Source organism: Sporolactobacillus vineae DSM 21990 = SL153 (assembly GCF_000377985.1).
GTDB classification, from domain to species: domain Bacteria; phylum Bacillota; class Bacilli; order Bacillales; family Sporolactobacillaceae; genus Sporolactobacillus; species Sporolactobacillus vineae.
Window position 1 is genome coordinate 351,521 of sequence record NZ_KB899044.1, and the last position, 20,160, is coordinate 371,680.

18 protein-coding genes are annotated in these 20,160 nt (G+C 50.1%); 7 read left to right on the forward strand and 11 right to left on the reverse strand.

Annotated elements, in window-relative coordinates:
* Positions 1-200: 200 nt before the first annotated feature.
* Positions 201-1,454: an ammonium transporter gene (locus tag D889_RS0105980; RefSeq protein ID WP_010632345.1), complete on the forward strand. Its 1,254-nt coding sequence runs from the start codon at positions 201-203 to the stop codon at positions 1,452-1,454.
* An 86-nt stretch (positions 1,455-1,540) separates the two neighbouring features.
* On the opposite strand, the gene rnz is transcribed toward D889_RS0105980, so the two are convergent.
* From rnz to D889_RS0105995, 3 genes are read right to left on the reverse strand one after another with little or no spacing between them, the layout of a single operon-like run.
* Positions 1,541-2,479, reverse strand: coding sequence for a ribonuclease Z (gene rnz / locus D889_RS0105985; protein ID WP_010632344.1), 939 nt, complete (start codon positions 2,477-2,479; stop codon positions 1,541-1,543).
* A 30-nt stretch (positions 2,480-2,509) separates the two neighbouring features.
* Complete coding sequence (locus D889_RS0105990; protein ID WP_010632343.1) at positions 2,510-3,748, reverse strand: DNA polymerase IV; 1,239 nt, start codon at positions 3,746-3,748, stop codon at positions 2,510-2,512.
* A 37-nt stretch (positions 3,749-3,785) separates the two neighbouring features.
* On the reverse strand, positions 3,786-4,907 hold the full coding sequence (locus D889_RS0105995; RefSeq protein ID WP_010632342.1) for a M20/M25/M40 family metallo-hydrolase: 1,122 nt from the start codon (positions 4,905-4,907) through the stop codon (positions 3,786-3,788).
* Between the two features lie 233 nt (positions 4,908-5,140).
* On the opposite strand from D889_RS0105995, the gene prli42 reads away from it, so the two are divergent.
* Entirely contained in the window at positions 5,141-5,245 is a 105-nt protein-coding gene (gene prli42, locus D889_RS15575; protein ID WP_018962210.1) for a stressosome-associated protein Prli42, read from the forward strand.
* Positions 5,246-5,249: 4 nt separating this feature from the next.
* Here prli42 and D889_RS0106005 read toward each other — a convergent pair whose 3' ends face one another.
* The 3 genes from D889_RS0106005 to D889_RS0106015 all read right to left on the reverse strand — a co-directional run bounded on the left by D889_RS0106005 (position 5,250) and on the right by D889_RS0106015 (position 9,392).
* Positions 5,250-6,338 carry a sensor histidine kinase gene (locus D889_RS0106005; protein ID WP_010632341.1) on the reverse strand — a complete coding sequence of 363 codons (1,089 nt, stop codon included), beginning with the start codon at positions 6,336-6,338 and terminating at the stop codon, positions 5,250-5,252.
* Positions 6,335-7,012, reverse strand: coding sequence for a response regulator transcription factor (locus D889_RS0106010; protein WP_026039108.1), 678 nt, complete (start codon positions 7,010-7,012; stop codon positions 6,335-6,337). Before D889_RS0106010 ends, D889_RS0106005 begins: the two co-directional genes overlap by 4 nt.
* Before the next feature lie 178 nt (positions 7,013-7,190).
* Positions 7,191-9,392, reverse strand: coding sequence for a glycosyltransferase family 39 protein (locus tag D889_RS0106015; RefSeq protein WP_010632339.1), 2,202 nt, complete (start codon positions 9,390-9,392; stop codon positions 7,191-7,193).
* A gap of 232 nt (positions 9,393-9,624) precedes the next feature.
* On the opposite strand from D889_RS0106015, the gene D889_RS0106020 reads away from it, so the two are divergent.
* From D889_RS0106020 to D889_RS15385, 3 genes are all read left to right on the forward strand, one after another.
* Positions 9,625-10,359, forward strand: a complete 735-nt coding sequence (locus D889_RS0106020; RefSeq protein WP_248676829.1) for a phosphatase PAP2 family protein — start codon at positions 9,625-9,627, stop codon at positions 10,357-10,359.
* Positions 10,360-10,448: 89 nt separating this feature from the next.
* On the forward strand, positions 10,449-12,401 hold the full coding sequence (locus D889_RS0106025) for a glycosyltransferase family 39 protein (protein ID WP_010632337.1): 1,953 nt from the start codon (positions 10,449-10,451) through the stop codon (positions 12,399-12,401).
* Positions 12,402-12,517: 116 nt separating this feature from the next.
* Entirely contained in the window at positions 12,518-12,628 is a 111-nt protein-coding gene (locus D889_RS15385; protein WP_010632336.1) for a YjcZ family sporulation protein, read from the forward strand.
* Between the two features lie 227 nt (positions 12,629-12,855).
* Here the strand turns inward: D889_RS15385 and D889_RS0106035 are convergent, their stop codons facing one another.
* Genes D889_RS0106035 through lpdA form a run of 4 tightly spaced genes read right to left on the reverse strand, consistent with a single transcriptional unit; the run spans position 12,856 to position 17,590 of the window.
* Positions 12,856-14,133, reverse strand: coding sequence for a dihydrolipoamide acetyltransferase family protein (locus D889_RS0106035; RefSeq protein ID WP_010632335.1), 1,278 nt, complete (start codon positions 14,131-14,133; stop codon positions 12,856-12,858).
* Positions 14,134-14,152: 19 nt separating this feature from the next.
* The gene (locus tag D889_RS0106040) at positions 14,153-15,136 is read right to left on the reverse strand and encodes an alpha-ketoacid dehydrogenase subunit beta (protein WP_010632334.1); all 984 of its coding nucleotides are present in this window, start codon (positions 15,134-15,136) and stop codon (positions 14,153-14,155) included.
* 13 nt (positions 15,137-15,149) lie between these two features.
* Positions 15,150-16,175, reverse strand: a complete 1,026-nt coding sequence (locus D889_RS0106045) for a thiamine pyrophosphate-dependent dehydrogenase E1 component subunit alpha (RefSeq protein WP_010632333.1) — start codon at positions 16,173-16,175, stop codon at positions 15,150-15,152.
* Positions 16,172-17,590 carry a dihydrolipoyl dehydrogenase gene (lpdA, locus tag D889_RS0106050; RefSeq protein WP_010632332.1) on the reverse strand — a complete coding sequence of 473 codons (1,419 nt, stop codon included), beginning with the start codon at positions 17,588-17,590 and terminating at the stop codon, positions 16,172-16,174. Before lpdA ends, D889_RS0106045 begins: the two co-directional genes overlap by 4 nt.
* A 297-nt stretch (positions 17,591-17,887) precedes the next feature.
* Here lpdA and D889_RS0106055 point away from each other — a divergent pair, with 297 nt between their 5' ends.
* Positions 17,888-18,316 carry a VOC family protein gene (locus D889_RS0106055; RefSeq protein ID WP_010632331.1) on the forward strand — a complete coding sequence of 143 codons (429 nt, stop codon included), beginning with the start codon at positions 17,888-17,890 and terminating at the stop codon, positions 18,314-18,316.
* 122 nt (positions 18,317-18,438) lie between these two features.
* A complete protein-coding gene (locus D889_RS0106060; protein WP_238537678.1) occupies positions 18,439-19,560 on the forward strand; it encodes a mechanosensitive ion channel family protein in 1,122 nt (373 codons plus the stop codon).
* A 4-nt stretch (positions 19,561-19,564) separates the two neighbouring features.
* Here the strand turns inward: D889_RS0106060 and D889_RS0106065 are convergent, their stop codons facing one another.
* Positions 19,565-19,969, reverse strand: coding sequence for a hypothetical protein (locus D889_RS0106065; RefSeq protein ID WP_010632329.1), 405 nt, complete (start codon positions 19,967-19,969; stop codon positions 19,565-19,567).
* Between the last annotated feature and the right edge of the window lie 191 nt (positions 19,970-20,160).

Here is a 20,160-nt window from a genome sequence, read left to right on the forward strand (position 1 = left end):
TACCGCAGAAAAAGCTATAAAGGCGGTTAGTGGGGCGGATTCCGGCCGGCTGATCAGCTGCCTTCGGTAAATCGTGAACAAAATGTTTCTGAATGGAAACGCTTACTAAAATAATTGAATATTATTAAAATTTAATTGTAACTTTTACTAACATGATATGTTATAATTATGGCATCATAGATGAGGGGAGCATTAGTTACATGAAGGAATTGTCTTTGAGTGCAGACACTCTGTGGATCATGGTTGCCGCAATTTTAGTTATCTTAATGCAAGCGGGGTTCGCATTCCTGGAATCAGGGTCTCTGCGCAGCAAAAATGCCGGTCACATTACCGGTAAACAGATCATCACGCTGGCTATTGCATCGATTGTTTACTGGGCTGTAGGTTACGGCATTGAGTTCGGATCCGGAACCAAATTTATCGGACTGAACCAGTTCTTCGTCGGCGGTGTTCCGGATGGCTATACCTCGACTTACTGGCTTTTCCAGATGGCTTTCGCCGCTGTATCCCTTGCCATTGCCTGGGGCGGTTTCGCCGAACGGGCAAAACTATCGGTCTACTTCATATTCGGTACCGTATTTATTGCGATTATTTATCCGGTAGTTGGCCACTGGGTATGGAATGCAAACGGCTGGCTCGGTCTGAATGGGCTGCAGATGCAGGACTTCGCCGGTTCAACAGTCGTCCATCTGCAAGGCGCGACTGCTGCTCTGATCGGCACGCTGCTTCTCGGCAAAAGAATTGGCAAATTTATTGATGGAAAGCCGCAGGCCATTCCCGCACATAGTCTTCCTTTCGTTTATCTTGGTACATTTATTCTCTGGATTGGCTGGTTCGGTTTCAACGCCGGCAGTACGATCAGCATTGGGAACGGCCAGTTCTTCGGCTACGTGGCGCTAACGACAAATCTTGCTGCAGCAGCTGGAGCACTCGGCGCTCTGTTCACTGCAATGATTCTTTCGAAAAAAGCAGATATCGGTGCGATGTGTAACGGTGTTCTGGCTGCCCTGGTTGCGATTACCGCGTCCTGTGCGTTCGTTGAACCCTGGGCCGCGATCGTGATCGGCGCAGTTGCCGGCGGCTTTACTTACTGGACATCGATCTTCTTTGAAAGCAAAGGTCTCGACGATCCGATTTATGCTGTATCGGTACACGGCGTTGCCGGTGTCCTTGGTACAATTTCCACCGGATTCCTCGCAGCTCCGGCACTTGTTAAAACAGCCGGTGTCGGCCGTCCCGGCCTGTTCTACGGCGGCGGCTGGTATCAGCTCGGGGTTCAGGTGCTTGGCGTTGTCAGTGCCTTCGCTTTCGTCGCTGTCGCTTCTCTGATCGTTCTTGGAATCATGAAAGCAACGATGGGCATCCGTGTTTCAGCCGAAGCTGAAAAAGCCGGACTGGATATCAGCGAACATGGCGGTTATGGTTACGGCGAAATGAAGGATAACGAATACTAATTCATCAGTTTCTAATCAAACAGACAAAACGACCGTTCTTATATGAACGGTCGTTTTGTCTGTTTGCTATTTTTTACTGTGGCGCTTCATTCCCGATGCTTCTGCCGCATTAATTGGTATACCTTAAAATCATTTGCCAGAATGGTATGTGGAAAGATCTTTTTTGCTTCTGCCAGCAACAGTTTCTGGTCCTTTTTCTGATACCTGGAGCTGAGATGAGTCAGAATCAAGCGGTGCACCGAAGCATTCTTCGCTGTTTCTGCAGCCTGCACCGATGTGGAATGATGATAGCTTTCGGCCAGAGATGCATCACTGTCGCGAAAGGTGGCTTCATGAATCAGTAAATCCGCATTTTCAGATAGCTTTGCCGTCGTACTGCATGGGCGCGTATCGCCGAGAATGGTCACAACTCGCCCCGACTTTTCTTTTCCGAGATAATCTGCACTCCGAAGGACTCTCCCGTCCGGCAGCTCAACTTCCGGCTGTTTTTTAAAGAGCCCATAAACAGGCCCGGGTTTCACACCCGCAGCTTCCAGTTTGTCCACGAGCAGTTCCCCGGAAAGTTTGTGTTCTTCAATCCGGTAACCGAAGGACGCAATCCCATGATCGAGCCTGTCCGTGGATACGCGAAAACGATCGTTTTCATAGATCACGCCGGTACCTTCAATTTCTCTGATCACCAGAAGATAGTGCAGATGCGTTCCGGAGACACTCAGACTGGTCCGAATATAATTTTTCAGACCTCTTGGCCCGATCAGTGTTAAAGGACTTTGGGCCCCCTGGAAGGAACGGGTGCCGAGAATGCCCGGTAAACCGAATAGATGATCTCCGTGCAGATGTGTAATAAAAATGACCGACAGCCGGGTCAGTTTTACCGGCGTATATAATATCTGGCGCTGTGTCCCTTCACCGCAGTCAAACAGCCACAGATCCCCATCATACTCTGGAAAACCAACGGCGACCGATGTCACATTTCTTTCTTTTGCAGGGATTCCCGCACCGGTTCCCAGAAAAGTAAAATCCATTTCTTCACCCTGATTTCATAAGTTCTTAGGTTATTCATGCTTCGGCTGATGCGAATGATCAGTCGAATGCAGCTCCCCGTCATTGAAAAGAACGGCTGCCGATTTCAACGTACCGGCTCCGAATTTTTCGTTCATTTGCGCAACGAGACGGACAATCGGTTCTTTCTCAGCATCTTGTTCATATGTAAATAAATCCAGCTGCTTGGTCGACATGTCCAGCGGTTTAAATGCCGCCAGCGTCACGCCGATCAGCCGGACGGGCTTACGCTTCCAGTTTTTCCGGAACAGGTTCAGCGCACACTTGTTAATTTCATTTTTTTGATAGAGCGGCTGATCCAGCGACTGCTGTCTCGTAACGGTTTCCCAGTCTTTATAACGGATCATCACCGAGAGTTCATAGCTGACAATATGTTTCTTCCGAAGTTTATCCGCAAGTTTCGCAGACAGAGTATTGATGGTTTCGGAAATCACTGAAATCGAGCGTGTATCTTTCGGCAATGTCACCGAATGCCCGATACTCTTATACCTGTCCCAGGCGCCGGGATCCACCGGTCTGTCATCGTTTCCGTTGGCATGCGCCAGCAGCCTGCATCCGAATACCCCGAATCGTTCCTTTATGTCTTCCGGCCTGGCTGCTGCCAGCTGGCCGATCGTCCGGATGCCGACCTTCTTCATACGCTCCGCTGTTTTTGGTCCGACACCATGCATCTTTCCGATGGCCAATGGCCACAATTTCTGTGCCAGCTGCCTCTTGCGCAAGATGGTGATTCCCATCGGCTTTTTCATGTTTGAAGCCATTTTGGCAAGAAACTTGTTCGGTGCGATACCGATGCTGCAGGGAATACCGAACTCCGACCGAATCCGATTCTGTATTTCCCCGGCTAGTTGCAGTGCCGTCTTTCCCGTAATATGATCGGTCATATCCAGATAGCCTTCGTCAATCGAAGCCTTCTCAACGGCAGGTGTGTAGCTCTTCAGAAACCGGAAGAGTTGGGCTGAGACGGCACGATAACGAACAAAATCAGGATGCTTCACAATGAGACCGGGGCACTTCCGCCGTGCTTCCTGGACAGTCATCGTCGTGCGGACGCCCATTTTCCGGGCCTCATAACTGCTCGTGACCACGATGCCGTGCCGCTCTTCCGGATTTCCGGCAATGGCCAGAGGCTTGCCCTTCCATTCCGGATGAAAAGCCACTTCTACCGAAGCGTAAAAGCTGTTCATATCTACGTGAAAAATAATCCGGGAATGATTCAGTGATTTTGTCATTCACATCACCTGCCCTGAATAGAATCCTGATTCGGGTTCAAACGGTCGCCTGATTCATGAGCGCCATAATCAGTTCGGAAGTTTTCACAAGTTCGCTGACCGGCAGTTTTTCCCTGAGCGTGTGAATCTGTTCATAGCCGATACCCAGATTAAGCGCAGTCAGGCCTTTTTCATTAAAGATATTGGCATCACTTCCGCCACTGCTGCTGCACAGGCGCGGCTTGCGGCCGACCGACAGAACCGCTGCTTCGGCCGCCCGGACGATCGGTTCAGCCGGTGTGAAACGATAACCCGGGTATACTAGCATCGGCCTGATCCCCGCCGTGCCCCCTATTTCCGCAGCAGCCTGCTTAAAGGCACGGGTCATCAGGTTCAGCTGACGGTCCAGCTTCGACCGGTTCAGTGATCGTACTTCAGCCAGAAGATAAACATGATCGCCTGCGGCGGCGTGAGTGTCGCTGTTCCCCGCAAACCGGCTGATACCGGCTGTTGTTTCACTGTCAATCCGGCCGAGCGGCATACGGGTAATGGCTCTCTTTGCCATCGTCAGCGCCGACCCATGGCTATCCGGGACCATGCCGTCATTCTTCGCTGCTTTTGCAAAAAGATCGACATCAATCCGGGCCTGAAACGGTGCGGCGATCGTAATCTCCCCGACAGGTCCGACACTGTCCAGTTCAAACCCGTACTGACTGAGAATGAGATCCGAATTCAGTGCCCTTGCGCCAAGCAGACCAGATTCCTCACCCGCCGTAATAATGATCTGCAGATCCGCATGGGGAATCCGATAAGCCTGCACGACCGTAAACGCCTCGATCAATGCTGCAATGCCTGCCTTATCATCAGCACCGAGGATCGTCCTCCCGTCAGAGACAATATAACCGTTACGGATTGCCGGACAAATCCTTTTCCCCGGACAGGCCGTATCCATATGTGTACCGAAAAAGATCGGCGTTCCTGCTGTCGTGCCGGGTAGCGTAAGAATCAAATTGTTCGCACCATGCCCGGTAATTGCTTTCGCCTGATCTTCCTGAAGGACAAAACCAAGTTTTGAAAATTTTCCCTTCAAAAAACTTGAGACAGCTGCTTCCTCACCGGTTTCCGAATCAATCCGGATCAGTTCAAACAGCGTTTGAATCAGTCTTTCCGTATGGATCAAAAACTCACCCTGCTTCTACGGATTTTTATATCCGGCTATATCTTCGCTTATTGTATCATAGCTGCATGAGATATTCAGTGGTTGAAAAAGGCGCAGCCATCCGTATATAATTTTAAGGAAATGCTTTCCCTGACAAGGACGGAAAGCTGCTCAATTCGGAAGAATGAGGAAGAACCGTCCCATCATAAACTCTCTCTGGTTTCAACGGGAGAACGAACAGGAGGTCAGACATCGTGTCGAAAAAAGTGTTCAAAGTGGTCGTTTATATCATGATTGCCGCACTCGTTTTATCAACCATCGGCGGCGTCGTCGCAGCGACGGTCGGCGCAGCAGGCTGATCTGTCATTTTCCGATTGCAGGCTCGTTGCCGCTCTCACTCAGAACAGGAAGAGAAACGGTGAACTGTGTCCCCTGACCCGGTTCACTCGCTATACGAATGGATCCATGATGCACATCGACGATCTTCTTGACAATCGACAGTCCCAGTCCGTTTCCTCCGTTTGTCCGGTTTCGCGACTTATCCGCCTTATAGAAACGCTCGAATAAATGGATCCGGTCTTCCTCACGAATGCCAATCCCGGTATCGCTGACCTGAAATACTGTGCCGTTCTTCTGACGGAACAGCCGGATCGTGATCCTGCCCTGCTCCGGCGTGAATTTAATACTGTTCTGGATCAGATTCATCCACACCTGGTTCATCAGTTCCTGATCCGCGATCAGCGTCACAGCTTCCAGTTTAATTCTCATGTCCAGTTTTTTCCTGTTCCACTGAGGTTCCAGCGTCAGCAGCACCTGCCTGATCTGACGGTCGGCCCGGTACGCCTCAAAACGAATCGGGTGGCGATTATTTTCAAGAACCGTCAGTTTCAACAAGTTATCACTCAGTTTAGACAACCGGTCGCTCTCCGATTCAATGATTCTGATATAATGGCGCCGCTCCTCATCCGACAGTCCGTCACTCTCCAGTGCTTTGGCAAAACCCTTGATGGACGTCAGCGGCGACTGGATTTCATGCGACACATTGGAGATAAATTCCTGCCGGACACGTTCGATCTGGCTAAGTTCTTTAGCCATATAGTGAACACTGTCTGCAAGTTGAATAAACGGATTTGATTTCACATTCAGGCCGGGCGGCGTGAGCGAAGCGTCCAGCTCGATTTCGAAATTACCCTTTGCGATCTGTCTTAAAGCCTGAATAATCGCTTGAAAATAATTTAAACGTTTCGGTTTGTGCAAATGACTGATCAGATCGCCGATAACCGCAAACAGGAAAATGCCGAGGATCGAACTGATGATGTGATGGGCCAGCGGATTGAGGGAAAAGGACCCGATCTCCGCCACAAGCCCGATCACAAAATAAAAGAACGTCCAGAAAATACTCAGGACGGTAAGGACCGCAGCCATGAAGAAAAATATTTTAATGACTCTCATTCGCATTCTTCCAGTCTGTAGCCGATCCCGCGTACGGTCCTGATTTTAATCCCTGAATCTACCGCTTGAAACCGTTCACGCAGCCGTTTGATATGTACATCGACCGTGCGCTCGTCTCCTTCATAGTCAAAACCCCATATTTGTTCAATCAAGTCATCACGCGTATACGTTCTTCCCGGAGTTCCGGCAAGCATGAACAAGAGTTCAAACTCTTTCAGAGGCAGGGTCATCCGGCCGGTCGCCGTTCTGATCTCATGGGCTTTCTTGTCCAGGCAGAGCTGCCCGATATGTAGTGTCTGTGACGCCGAAATCTGATAACGTTTCAGCAAAGCTTTGACACGCATGACCAGCTCAATCGGTTCAAACGGCTTGACCAGGTAGTCGTCGGCTCCGAGCTCAAATCCTTTGACTTTTTGCATTGTTTCCCCTTTCGCCGTGAGCATCAGGATTGGCAGCTGGCTGTGCGATGCCCTAACTTCTTTACATAAAGTCCAGCCATCCATTTCCGGCATCATAATATCCAGAACGATCAGGGCAACCGGCTGATTTTCAAGCCGGTCCAGCGCTTCTTTTCCGTTTTCCGCCTCAAGGCAGGACAAATCTTCTTTTTGCAGAAATAGCCGGACCAGTTCACGGATATACGGATCATCGTCGACAATCAGAATATTCTTCAGAATAAACATCTTCTTTCCGGAGGCATTGTTGTTGCTGCAGGCGGCTGCTCTCTGTGCAAAAGTTTTCTTTTCCACGCGGGCCCTGCATACCGGCAGGCGAATCAGCAACAGCTCACTAGTCATTATATACGTCATTCACCCCTTGCGAACAGCAGCAAGTTCGATGGAAAGCTGCTGCTTATGTCTGATTCGCCGCGCCCCCCTGTTGCGGCCGGGTTCTTCTGATCCCGTTTAATGTTTCAAACATCAGTATAAGCAGGATGCCCAGCGGGAGAACGATTAAGGCATCATAGAGTTCATCACCCATATACGGATGCGTGACTGTCCGGTAGACCTGGAATGTCAGATCATAGTCAGGCATCCGCCGGCCGTTTTCATAGAGTGCGCCGCCGGGATAAGTGTCCCATTTGCCGTATAAACCGGTACCGTTCATGCTCAAATCAAGCGCAGCACCCTTCGAACCGTGGATCTGCCGGATCGTGAGCAAATAGCCGGGTTTGCCGGTGAACACTTTTCTGCGGATCCAGTGAAGCATAATAAGACGTGTTTTTTTACCGGGATAAATCCGGAAATTGGTCCTTCCATACACTGTGTGATGCTTTAAATCGGTAATCCCGGCCTGATAGATCGCTGTTCCTCTGTGCCCGCTCATCTGGAGGGCGAGATGGTCAAAGGTCCGGGTTGCCAGAAAAGTCTGGCCGGCATCGTGCATCCGGCTGACCCGGACAGCTTGATGCCCTCTATGCGACGTCTGATCAACACAAAACAGCTTCTGCTGTTCCTGCGTTTGTGTGAATAAGCGTTCATTTTGATAACCCGCCGCCATCACGGCGCCAAACAGGCACAACAGACTCAGCATCACCGGAAGAATACGACCGGGCCGTGACTGTTGGCTGTTTAAATACTTTTTATACAGGTCGTGCATTTCAACAATGCCATATGCCGATCCACAAAGCTCAAGCAGTGTAAACAGGAGAGAATAACGCGGCTCCGCTTCCCAGATAAAGACGTAGAAAATAAAGCTTCCGAACAGGCATAACTGAATAAACAGATTTTCATCAGCTTGTTTTTTCCGGAATAAGCGCAGCACGGCAAACGCCAGCGGAATGAGGACGGCAACATGAAATACCTGTATCAGGAAAACCGTCAGTTGTTTTTCATTGCCGTAGAGGTAATTGTAGGGAACAGAATAATCCGTTGTATCATAGGTTTGCCAGTAATAAGCCTGCAGGCCGTCTCCGAAAACGCGTGCATCCTTCAATATCCATGTGCCGCCCATACGGATCAAGCCCTTGCTTTTGATCCGGTGCTGAATTGCCTTAAATACCACCTGCTGTTTTCGCTGCGCTGTCGGCTGCTTCATGGCCCGATTGTAATCCTTTATATTATATCTTCCGGAATGAGACAGCCCCATCAGCAGCCAGTCCGACGCCGGCATCTGCAGCTTCAGATTTTTAGTGAATCCAAGCGACTGTATATAACTCTGAGTGGCCGTTGTGACAGCGAAAAGCGAGACGGCGCAGACCACGAGGCCGACCAGCACCTTTTTCGGCTGACGGATGAGGAAATAATAGAGGATCAGCGCAGGGAGCATCAGGATCATGTTGATTCGAATCTGACAGCTGACTGCCAGAAACAAACCGATCAGGAGAATATCGCTGATTTTCCCGGTTTTCCTGTATCTGTAAGTCAAATAGAGCAGAAGCGGCGGAAACATCATGCTAACGGAATCTGTATAAAAGTAGACGATATAGAGGAAGAGTGGAAAACAGGTCAGCGTCATCAGCAGCATGACGTGAGCAGCTTCAGCGCTCAAAGATTCCTTGATAAACTTCCACGAAAAGAAGATACCTGCAGTCAGTGAGGCGGCGCAGGCAACCTGATCAATATAAGGATAGGCCGCCGGATTTCCGAAAGAGAACAGCCGATAGAGCCAGTATCTGACGACGGTTACCCCGATGTTATTCGGATAAATCTGGAAATATCCGGAAACCAGTCCGTCATTTTTGATCAGATCAACCGCCTGCGCATAAGTATGCCCCCCGTCATATCCGGGTGGCAGAATCCCGTGGAAGCATATAATGATACCGGTTTCAACCAGCAGCGTCACAGTCCAGAGAAATGCCGCCGTCACCTGTTTACCGTAATGCCCGAACTGTAAGAGAAGAGTATAAAGTAAAAAATAAAACGAAACAGCGACAGCAGCAAAGACGAGCAGTGCGGCCGTAATGCGTAAGGAGTGAAACTGACTGCCAAGATATAATTTCTTTCGTACCCAGTCAAAGGCAGGAAAGAGGACACTCAGAAATAAAATGGACAGGACCATCAGTCCGGACAACAGTGAGAAAGTGACAATTAATGGTCTTTTCCGGTTTTTCAAAAGAATCACCTGCGAAATGATGATTATCCCTTCGTAACAAGGTCACATTCAGATCACTTCAGAACACCAGCGATTGTAATCAAAACGACGGTTGAATAGCAAAAATGTCAAAAAAATTAAACATGAGATTTTTCTAATCTTCGTTTAATCATGATCTCATGTGTTGTCAATGAAAGAGCGATGCCGCATTCGGTATAATAGTTTTTAGAAAAACGGACTAACGAAACGGAGCATGACTGATTTGAATGGTAATTCATTGAGAAAGGAACATCTCTTTTTCCTGATCGGAAGCATCGCGTTGATTCTGTTTCTTCTCGAGAGTCTGATGATTTCCCTTGCTTCTTCGTATGTATCCTGGGCGGACAGGAATCTGATTCAACTTGTTCAATCCGGAATTTCAGCATCCGGCATCCGTCTCATGCTCTCGATGACGCAGTTAGGCAGCCCGGCAGCCATTGCCCTGCTGTCGCTTTTACTTGTTGTCTTCCTTATCTCTATAAATAAAAGCGGTGCCGCGCTTTGGTTCCTGGCCACCCTGCTGTTTGGCTCAATAATTGTCAATCCATTGCTGAAACAGCTGTTTGGCCGGCCGAGACCGGCGATTCACCGCATACTTATTGAATCCGGTTTCAGTTACCCGAGCGGTCACGCCACTGCAGCAACACTGTTTTTCGGCTTACTGATCATCCTCTCGCTGCGCTACGCGCGTCAGCGGCTGATACGGATCGCCTCGGTACTCGTCTGCGGTGCGGCGATTCTCATGGTGATGCTCTCAAGAGTATATCTTGGCGTCCATTACCCAAGTGATGTGCTTGCCGGGCTTCTGACCGGTACGGCGATTGACTGTTTCTCTGCAGGCCTATCCCTGCGCCGATCGTTACATATAAGGCGTTATGCAACTTCCGGCAACGAGGTCCGAAAGGGCAAGTCAGCCGCAGAAACTCAGGATCAATGCACTTCTTCCTGACGGATCGTGTTTGTGGTGAACGATCTTGTTCTTTATACCCGTAAGTCTCAAATACGGGTATCGTGCTTAAGAACCGGGGGCCTTGAATTTTGAAAAATCTGAGCAACAGGACAGACGCTTACCTGATTCTGATCCTGTTTCTGTCGATCATTCTGAATACAGTGGGGATCTCAACCATTGGGATGGCGAACCCTTATTATCTGGCTGCCGTCGTCAGCATGGTGCAGAATTTCCACAACTTTTTCTTTGCCTCATTCGACCCGGCTGGCTTTGTTTCCATTGATAAGCCGCCGCTTGCTTTATGGATTCAGACTGTTTTCGCGGTTGTTTTCGGCATCCACGGCTGGAGTGTCGTCCTCCCGCAGGCGCTCGCCGGTTCAGGATCCGTTCTTTTGATCTATCTTCTGATCCGGCCCGCTTTCGGTGTTGTCAGCGCCCGGATTGCCGCGCTGATTCTGGCGATCACACCCGTGGCGGTCGCCGTGTCCCGAACCAATAATGTCGACTCGCTGCTCGTCTTCTTCCTGCTGCTGGCCACCCTTTTCCTGTTCCGTGCATCGCGTCGGACATCCGGAAGCCGCCGCCGGCTGTTCCTTGCGTTTGCAGTCATCGGACTGGCTTTTAACATCAAAATGCTGGAAGCTTATCTGATTTTGCCGGCATTTATCTTTCTTCATCTGATTCGTTCTGGTAAAATCACGCGGAGAAGCATCGGCTCACTGGCAACAGCACTTATTATCCTTATTGTCGTGTCGCTTTCCTGGACAACCGTAGTAGATGCCATTCCCAGCCAGTCACGGCCCTTTATCGGCAGCAGTATGAAAAATTCGGAAACTGATTTGGCATTTGGCTACAACGGAACGCAGCGGCTGAGCGGTCAGGCGTCAGGGCTTGATTTGAAAACGAAAACTTATCCTTCTGTGGCATCAAAAGGGGTTGCCCGGCTGTTCCGGGTCGGTTACGGCACCCAGATCAGCTGGTTTCTCCCCTTCGTTTTTTTCGGTATCGCATTCGTTCTGATCCGGCTGCGCAGGAAAGACGGCCCAAGCTGGTATCGCAGCATGGAAGGACGGGAGATCCTGTTCTGGATCATCTATTTCCTGCCGGCTTTCAGCTTGTTCAGTTTTGCCGGATTTCTTCATCGCTATTATTTTGTGATGATCGCCCCGCCGATTGCTGCGCTATGCGGCATTGCGCTGCCCGCCATGTACCGGCGGTTTACTCAGTTGCCGGGACTGAGACCGATTGTTTTCCCGGTATCTCTGCTTACTGTACTTCTGTTGCAGTCGCTATATATTGGCTATTATCAAGGCGTTGCCGGACTATTATTCGCCATCACGGGTCTCTGCCTGCTCTTTCTTTGGGGCCGTTCTGATACGACGCATGCGTCACACAGATCATTGGTACGATTTAGTGGCGCCGCATTGGCAACCCTGCTGGCGATTGCCCCGGTATACTGGTCTCTGACCCCTGTGCTGTACGGCGGCAACCATGCGCTTCCTGAAGCCGGACCGCAATTAAAAAGTCAGCAGACGGCCATTCAGCAGGGCAACCGAACCAACAACCGTCTGATTCACTATCTGTTCCTGCACCAGAAGCCTCACACTTTTCTTTTTGGAACAACAGACGCGCCAACTGCCGCTCCCTATATTATCAAGACGCAAAAGCCGGTGATGGCCATCGGCGGATTTAATGGTACCGATCCAATACTCACGCCCGTTCGTCTGGATCAGCTCATTGATCATCACCAGATCCGCTATTTTTATTTTCCATCGTCCCATGTCACGACGACACCCGTTGAACGCTGGATCAGGGCACACGGAAAACCAGTGCCTCCGCGTCTGTGGGCGGGGCATTCTCGGACGACACTGAATCATTCGGCAGGACAATTGTACGATCTTGGTGCCGGCGATGAAAGAACTGAATCCGCACCCACCGTATTACGTGCACAAAAAAGCGCCTCATCCTGGAAGAATGAGGGTAAAATAAGAACGTTTATTCCCACAAATAGGTCGTTGTTCATCATTGATCGCCCATTTTAAAATCATTTTGGCTGTCAACTGCATCAAAACGGACGTTTTCATTCCTGCATTTGTCCCTTTCACTTACTGATCAGGTTCATAGAATGTAGTATCACGTGAAAAAGAGGTGTCGCTCAATGAGTTATGATGGTGGATATGGTGGCGGTTATGGGCACAAAAACGATTTTGTCTTAATTGTTGTGCTGTTCATTCTCTTGATTATTGTTGGTGCTTCCTTCATCTATTAAAGGCAGTAATCGTATAGTCGCCGAAATTGCCTTCCCCAATCTCCTTTTCAAAGGGCACTCTGAACCCAGTGCCCTTTTTAGTGGTATACGAGCATGAGAGCTAAAATAAGCGAAAAAAATGCCGCACACATTTTATGCGGCAAGAACCATGATTTTATAAGTATGTGGTCAAAAGGGTTTTGCTTCATTTAAGCCCCTTTATATAACAATAACGTGTTGCGTGTTCATCAATAGATCGGCGTATTTTCCGGAGATATATTTTCCAGCCGCTCCTTAACGCGGGCAAGGAAGTGACCCGTAACCAATCCGTCCAGTACACGATGGTCGATGGAAATACAAAGGTTGACCATATCGCGGATAGCGATCATGTCGTTGACCACAACCGGACGTTTGACGATCGACTCGATCGACAGAATGGCTGCCTGAGGATAGTTGATGATCGGCTGGGATTCAATCGATCCGAACGAGCCGGTATTATTGATGGTAAACGTTCCGCCCTGCATATCATCGGGTGACAGACGGTTCTCCCGGACCTTGGCGGCCATCTCATTGACGGCAATTGCCAGACCCTTGATGCTCTTCTCATCGGCGTGGCGGATCACCGGAACATACAAAGCGTCCTCTGCAGCAACGGCGAGAGAAATATTCACGGCCTTTTTTTCAATGATCCGGTCTCCGGCCCATGTACTGTTGATCCGCGGGAATTCCTTAAGTGCCGCGACAATCGCTTTAATGAAGAAGGGCAGGTAGGTCAGCTTGGTCCCTTCTTTTTTATGGAAGATATTTTTTATCTGATTCCGATAATTGACCAAATTGGTGACATCGACTTCAATCATCGTCCAGGCATGGGGGATTTCATGCTTGCTCCGGACCATGTTCCGGGCGATCGCCCGGCGGACACCGGTGAGCGGTATATCAATATCCCCTGCTTCACTCTGCACGGCCGGTTCACTGCGCTTCGGAACCGCCTGCGCTACTGCTTCCGAGAAGGATGCGGCACTTCCGGTATGGGCAGCCGAAGGAGCGGATGATGAATGCTGCTGTGCGGCCTTTCCGGACGCGATAAAGTGTTCTACGTCTTTCCGGGTGATGCGCCCGCTCCGGCCTGAACCGGTCAGCTGTTCAAGATCGACATCGTTCTCCTGGGCAAGACGCAGGACAGCCGGAGAATAGCGCTTCTTCATTGATTGATCCTGATCCGTGTCCGCTGATGACGTTGCCGCGGATGTTTGATCAGGCACTGCTTCAGCTGCAGGCTCCCCTTCACTCGTTTCGATGGAACACATCACTTTGCCGACGGGAAGCGTGTCGCCTTCTTCGGCAAGCAAAGCTGTAATTTTTCCGGAGAAACTGGACGGAACCTCAGCATTCACCTTATCCGTCGTGATTTCGGCAATCGGATCATATTTACTGACCTTGTCACCGACCGAGACGAGCCACTGACTGATCGTTCCTTCCGTCACACTTTCTCCCAGCTGCGGCATTTCCATTTGTCTGACACTCATTTTTTCTTCCTCCTCCCTTTTAAAATTCCGCCAGATCGCGAATGGCCTGTTCTACTTTTTCCGGAGTGATCAGAAACTGCTTTTCCAGCGGTGCTGCATATGGCATTGACGGCGCATCCGGAGCAGCCAGCCGACGGACCGGTGCATCGAGATCAAACAGGCAGTTCTCGGCAATCGTGGCCGCAACTTCGCTGATCACACTGCCTTCTTTTGTATCCTCAGTGACCAGCAGCACTTTCCCGGTTTTCCGGGCAGCATCGATCACCGCTTCCTTATCGAGCGGGTAGACGGTGCGCAGATCGAGAATATGGGTCGATATGCCGTCAGCAGCCAGTTTTTCTGCTGCTTTCAAGGCAAAATGAACGGCCAGGCCGTAAGTGATCACCGTCACATCCGTACCTTCCCGTTTGATATCGGCCTTGCCGATCGGCAACGTATATTCCTGATCGGGCACTTCACCTTTAATCAGGCGATACGCACGCTTATGTTCATAAAAAATGACCGGATCATTGGAACGAATTGATGATTTCAAAAGCCCTTTGACATCATAAGGCGTCGACGGCATGACAATTTTAAGACCGGGTACATTGGCGAATATGGCTTCCATCGACTGAGAATGATACAGACCGCCGTGTACACCGCCGCCATAGGGTGCACGGATGGTAATCGGTGCCGACCAATCATTATTCGACCGATATCGGGTTTTCGCCGCCTCAGAAATGATCTGATTAGCTGCCGGCAGCATAAAGTCGGAAAATTGCATTTCGGCTACCGGGCGCAGCCCGTACATGGCGGCACCGATACCGACGCCGACAATTGCCGATTCAGCGAGCGGGGTATCGATCACCCTTTTCTCTCCGAATTCTTCATATAATCCTTTCGTTGCCTGAAAAACACCGCCGCGTTTCCCGACGTCTTCTCCTAAAACAAAAACGTCCTCATCGCGTTCCATTTCTTCTTTTAATGCTTGTGTCACTGCTTCGATATATGAAATCACTGCCATGATCTGCTCCCCCTCAATCCTTTTCCTCATAAACATAACGGAGAACAGAATCAGGATCAGCAAACGGCGCTTGTTCCGCGTAGTCGGTCGCCTCATCGATCTCACTGCGGATCTGTTCTTCCAGTTGTTGTTCGACGTCCGGCGTCAAAATTTCAAGGTCGCGTAAATACTGGGCAAAAGTTAGAACGCCGTCATACTTCTTGTGCGCGTCGACTTCTTCTTTGGTCCGGTACGTCATATCGTTATCATCGCTCGTATGCGGCTGCAGCCGGTAGCAGTTGGCTTCAAGCAGTGAAGGTCCCTCGCCTCTGTGAGCCCGGTCTGCCGCTTCTTTTACTGCTGCGTAAGCGGCCAGCGGATCGTTGCCGTCGAACGTTCTGCCGAACATCCCGTAGCCGGCCGCACGGTCGGAAACATGCGCACAGGCCAGCTGATGTTTTAAGCCGACAGAAATGGCATAATGGTTATTTTCGCACATGAAAATGACGGGCAGTTTATGAACGCCGGCAAAGTTGCACGCTTCATGAAAATCACCCTGATTGGAGGAACCTTCACCGAATGTGACAAAGCTGACAATGTCGTCGCCTTTGATCTTTGCCGCCAGCGCAATGCCGACAGCATGCGGATTCTGCGTTGTGACCGGAGATGAATGGGTCAGCATTCTCAGTTTCCGGTCGCCGAAATGACCCGGCATCTGTCTGCCGGCTGAATTCGGATCCTCTGCCTTGGCAAAATTATTCAGCATCATCTCACGGACCGTCATGCCCCAGGCAAGCACGAATCCATAATCCCTGTAATAAGGGGCCACATAATCTTTCTCACGGTTCAATGCAAACGCTGCACCAACCTGTGCCGCTTCCTGACCCTGGCAGGAAACAACAAAGGGAATCTTTCCTGCCCGGTTAAGCAGCCAGAGACGCTCATCAATCCGTCTTGCTGTCAGCATAATCCGGTACATATTCAGTACGTCCTGATCGGAAAAACCCAGTGCATGATGTCGATTTTCCACTTTATTTTCCTCCTCACCGGTTTTCATCATATATGAATCGCCCTCCCGTCAACGGCCAGTGCCGCTTCTCCGATAATCTCACTCAGTGTCGGGTGCGGATGGATCGTCTCTGCAACTTCCCACGGCGTCGCATCGAGCAGACGTGCCAGTGAAACTTCGCTGATCAGATCCGTTGCATGCGGTCCGTAGATATGAACACCGAGCAGATCGTCGCTGCTTTTATCCGCAATGATTTTTGCGAACCCTTCCGAATCACCGTAAACCAGTGCCTTGCCGATCGCGCCGAACGGAACGCGGCCGATTTTCAATTCATGATCTTTTTTTGCTTCTTCTTCCGTCAGACCGATCGATGCCGCTTCAGGCGCCGTGTAGATGCATCTGGGAACAAGCGTCTCATCAAGCGGTTCAACATTTTGACCAGCCAGATGGTCGACGGCGATGATGCCCTGACGTGCCGCCACATGGGCCAGCTGCAGCCCGGGGACAATGTCGCCGATCGCATAAATATGCGATTCTGCAGTCTGACCGAAACCGTTTGTTTTAATTTGTCCTTTTTCCATTTCGATCGACGTATTCTCAAGACCAATGTCTTCGGTGTTCGGCTGCCTGCCGACGGAAACGAGCATTTTTTCCGCGGTGAATGTCTTCGGTTTGCCGTTGATTTCTGCATCAACAGAAACGCCGTCTTCTTTCTTCAGCGTTTCCGGCAACACTTTGGCTTTCGTGTAAACCTGGATACCGCGTTTTTTAAAATTCCGCGTCATCGCCTGGGAAATCGCCCGGTCTTCCGTTGGAACGAGCCGGTCCAGGTATTCAATGATTGTGACCTCCGCACCGAAATCAGCCATCATCGACGCCCACTCGGCACCGATCACGCCGCCGCCGACAATGATCAGCGAGCCGGGAACTTCAGTCATCTTTAACGCTTCGTCCGAGGTCATCACTTTCTCACCGTCGATGACCAGCCCTTTTAATGAACGCGGCCGGGAACCTGTTGCCAGAATGACGTTTTTTGATGTTAAAATATCATTTTCACGTCCATCACCATAGTCGACAGAGATGGATCCGGAAAGCGGAGAGAAGATCGACGGACCAAGCATCCGGCCGTAGCCCTTGTAGACATTGATTTTCCCTTTTTTCATCAGCTGCAGTACACCGTGGTGCAGTTTGTTGACGATGTCCTGTTTTCTTTCCTGGACTTTTGCAAAATGAAGCACTGCGTCAGGAACTTCTACGCCGAATACCTCGCTTTTTTTCATGGTAGCATAGACTTCCGCGCTTCGAAGCAACGCTTTTGTCGGAATACAGCCCTTATGAAGACAGGTGCCGCCCAAAGCATCGCGTTCTACAATCGCTGTCTTCAAGCCAAGCTGGCTGGCTCGGATTGCCGCTACGTAACCGCCCGTGCCACCACCTAATAGTACCAGGTCATAATTTTTGGCCATAAAAAAAGTCACTCCTTCTACCCAGTGTTTCTATCTACGCAGCAACTTATAAAAAGTTTCATTCACGCATTGATTCACGGATTTTCACACGAAATCACTCGGACACCATCAGTCCTGTTAACCAATAACAGTTTACGCTTGTTTATAACAAGATACAATTCTTATTTAAATACAGAGTGCGTCCGGTCTGCTGTCGCCGGATGTGTCGGATTCAGTCGCTATTTGTTGCAACCCCGTATTGCAATCTGATAGGCTTTGGGGGTAACCAATAATTGACGCATAAAGGAGTTGGCCAGCTTGGCACTTTCATTAACCCCATATCTGGTGATGAACGGGAATGCCGGTGAAGCAATTCAGTTTTATGAAAAAGCTCTGGACGCTAAGGTGACGTTCAAACAGACTTTCTCGGAGATGCCCGCAAATCCCGATTTTCCCCTCCCGGAAGCGGCGAAAAATCTGATTTCGCACGCGATGATAAAAATCGGTGATTCTGATCTGATGTTTTCCGATAATTTTCCAGGTCAGTCTTCCAGTACATCGGGGAATCAGGTAACGATCTGTATTACTTCCGATAGCAAGGAGCAAACTGGAAAATCTTTTGACACACTGAGTGAAGGCGGCCAGGTCGTCATGCCGCTGCAGGAAACTTTCTTCAGTCCCGCCTACGGTATCGTCACCGATAAGTTCGGGATTACCTTCCAGTTCTTCACAGAAGGAAAGAATTGATCAGCGATCGCTGTCAGGAGCAGCCCGCCCGCTAACGGGCAGGCTGCTCTGTGATAGATAATGCGGCGGAATACATTCCGTGCTATGATAAAAGAAATCTGCTTTTTCGGAGTGACCGGACTGTGAATCAATTTCAATGGATCAGTCAGATAACCTGGGGCAGCGGCATAACCGCGTTAGCCATTTTTCTGGCTTTCTGTCTTGGCGCATGGGCTTTTTCAAGATATTTTCCTGTCCTGATTGCTAAAATGTCGAAATTAAGCCACGGCCAGATGGACGATGCGCTGATCACCTCGTTTCGCCGGCCGATTCGTTTTATCCTTGTCCTGACCGGCATTTATCTGGCACTGGCGTATTTACCATTGCCCGGGCAATGGAAGCATATTGTCTCGCTTTTTTACGGGTCGGCCGCTACTTTTTCCATTGGTTGGGGCTTCTTCTATTTTTCGGATGCGATCGGTGTTTTCTTCAGCCATATGGGCGACCGGTTTGATCTGCAGTTCAATACGATTGTAATTCCGTTTCTTGCCAAACTCGCTAAATTTATTGTTGTGATCATGACGGTGATTTTGATTCTGGATCAGTGGAATTATCATGTCACCGGGCTGATTACCGGGCTCGGCATCGGCGGACTGGCGATCGCGATGGCAGCCAAGGATACCCTCAGCAATCTTTTTGGCGGACTCGTCATCATTACCGATGCGCCGTTCACGATCGGCGATCTGATCCAGTCAGGAACGGTTGAGGGGGTCGTCGAAGACATCAATTTCCGGTCGACACGAATCCGGACTGCAGATCAGGCACTGGTCACGGTACCGAACTCAACGCTGGCCAACCAGCCGATTACCAATCTGTCGCGGATGAGCAAGCGCCGCATCTCGCTGAACATCCCGCTGGACCTTGAGACACCGAATCGAAAACTGAACCGCTGCGTCACCCGTATTCGCAAGCTGCTGACAGATGATGATGCGGTTTATCATGAAGGCCTGATGGTTTATCTGGACGAGATCACGTCAACCAGTATCAATCTGATGGTTCAGTTCTTTGTCCATGCCACAGAACTCGACGAATTTCTGAAACTGAAAGAGAAGTTTAATTTTGCCATTCTTTCGCTCCTCGACGAAGAAGCCATTGATCTGGCAACAACACGATCCCAGATGGTGATCGACCGCCGGCAAGATGCCGTTCCGAAGCTGACTGCTGCAGCTGAAAACAGGGATTCACGGGAGAAAACAGACGAATAAAGGTTCACGTCGGTTTCTGCTTTCCTTCTTCCCCTTTGCGATCATTGCTGAGCATCAGCACACCGGCCGCCATCAGGACGGCACCGGCCGGCAATCCTGCTGAAAACAGAATCACACTATTCGCTGCACCGGCCGTGATCAGTAAAATGCCGGTGAATACATGAGCCCTGCCTTTTCGCATCAGGGATACCGCAATCGTGAGCGTCAGACTGGCGGAGATTCCGGCAAGCAGCGCCGCGGATCCGAAATGGACCAGGCTGTCTTTTGCTCCTTCCAGCGTTGTACTGTCACTTAGTGGTGTCGTCAAAGGGATCGCAGGCCGGATCCATGGGATCCATGCAAACAGCACAAGCCACAAACCAAACAGCATTTGCAGCAGGATCAGGCCGATTCCGGTTATGGTCAGCAAGTGACACGTCCTCCTGTTTCGCATCGCTTTCTCCCCTGTCGTCTTCTTTACGATTAAGCCTCAGAAATGGCAGCGAAAGAAATTCGGACACTGTTTGTCCCCCTTCACCACCCGAAAGTTTGACCGATGCGTTATATTTATGTCTCGTTCAGAACGATCAGACCATATTTGTTCATGACAATCGCCGCCGC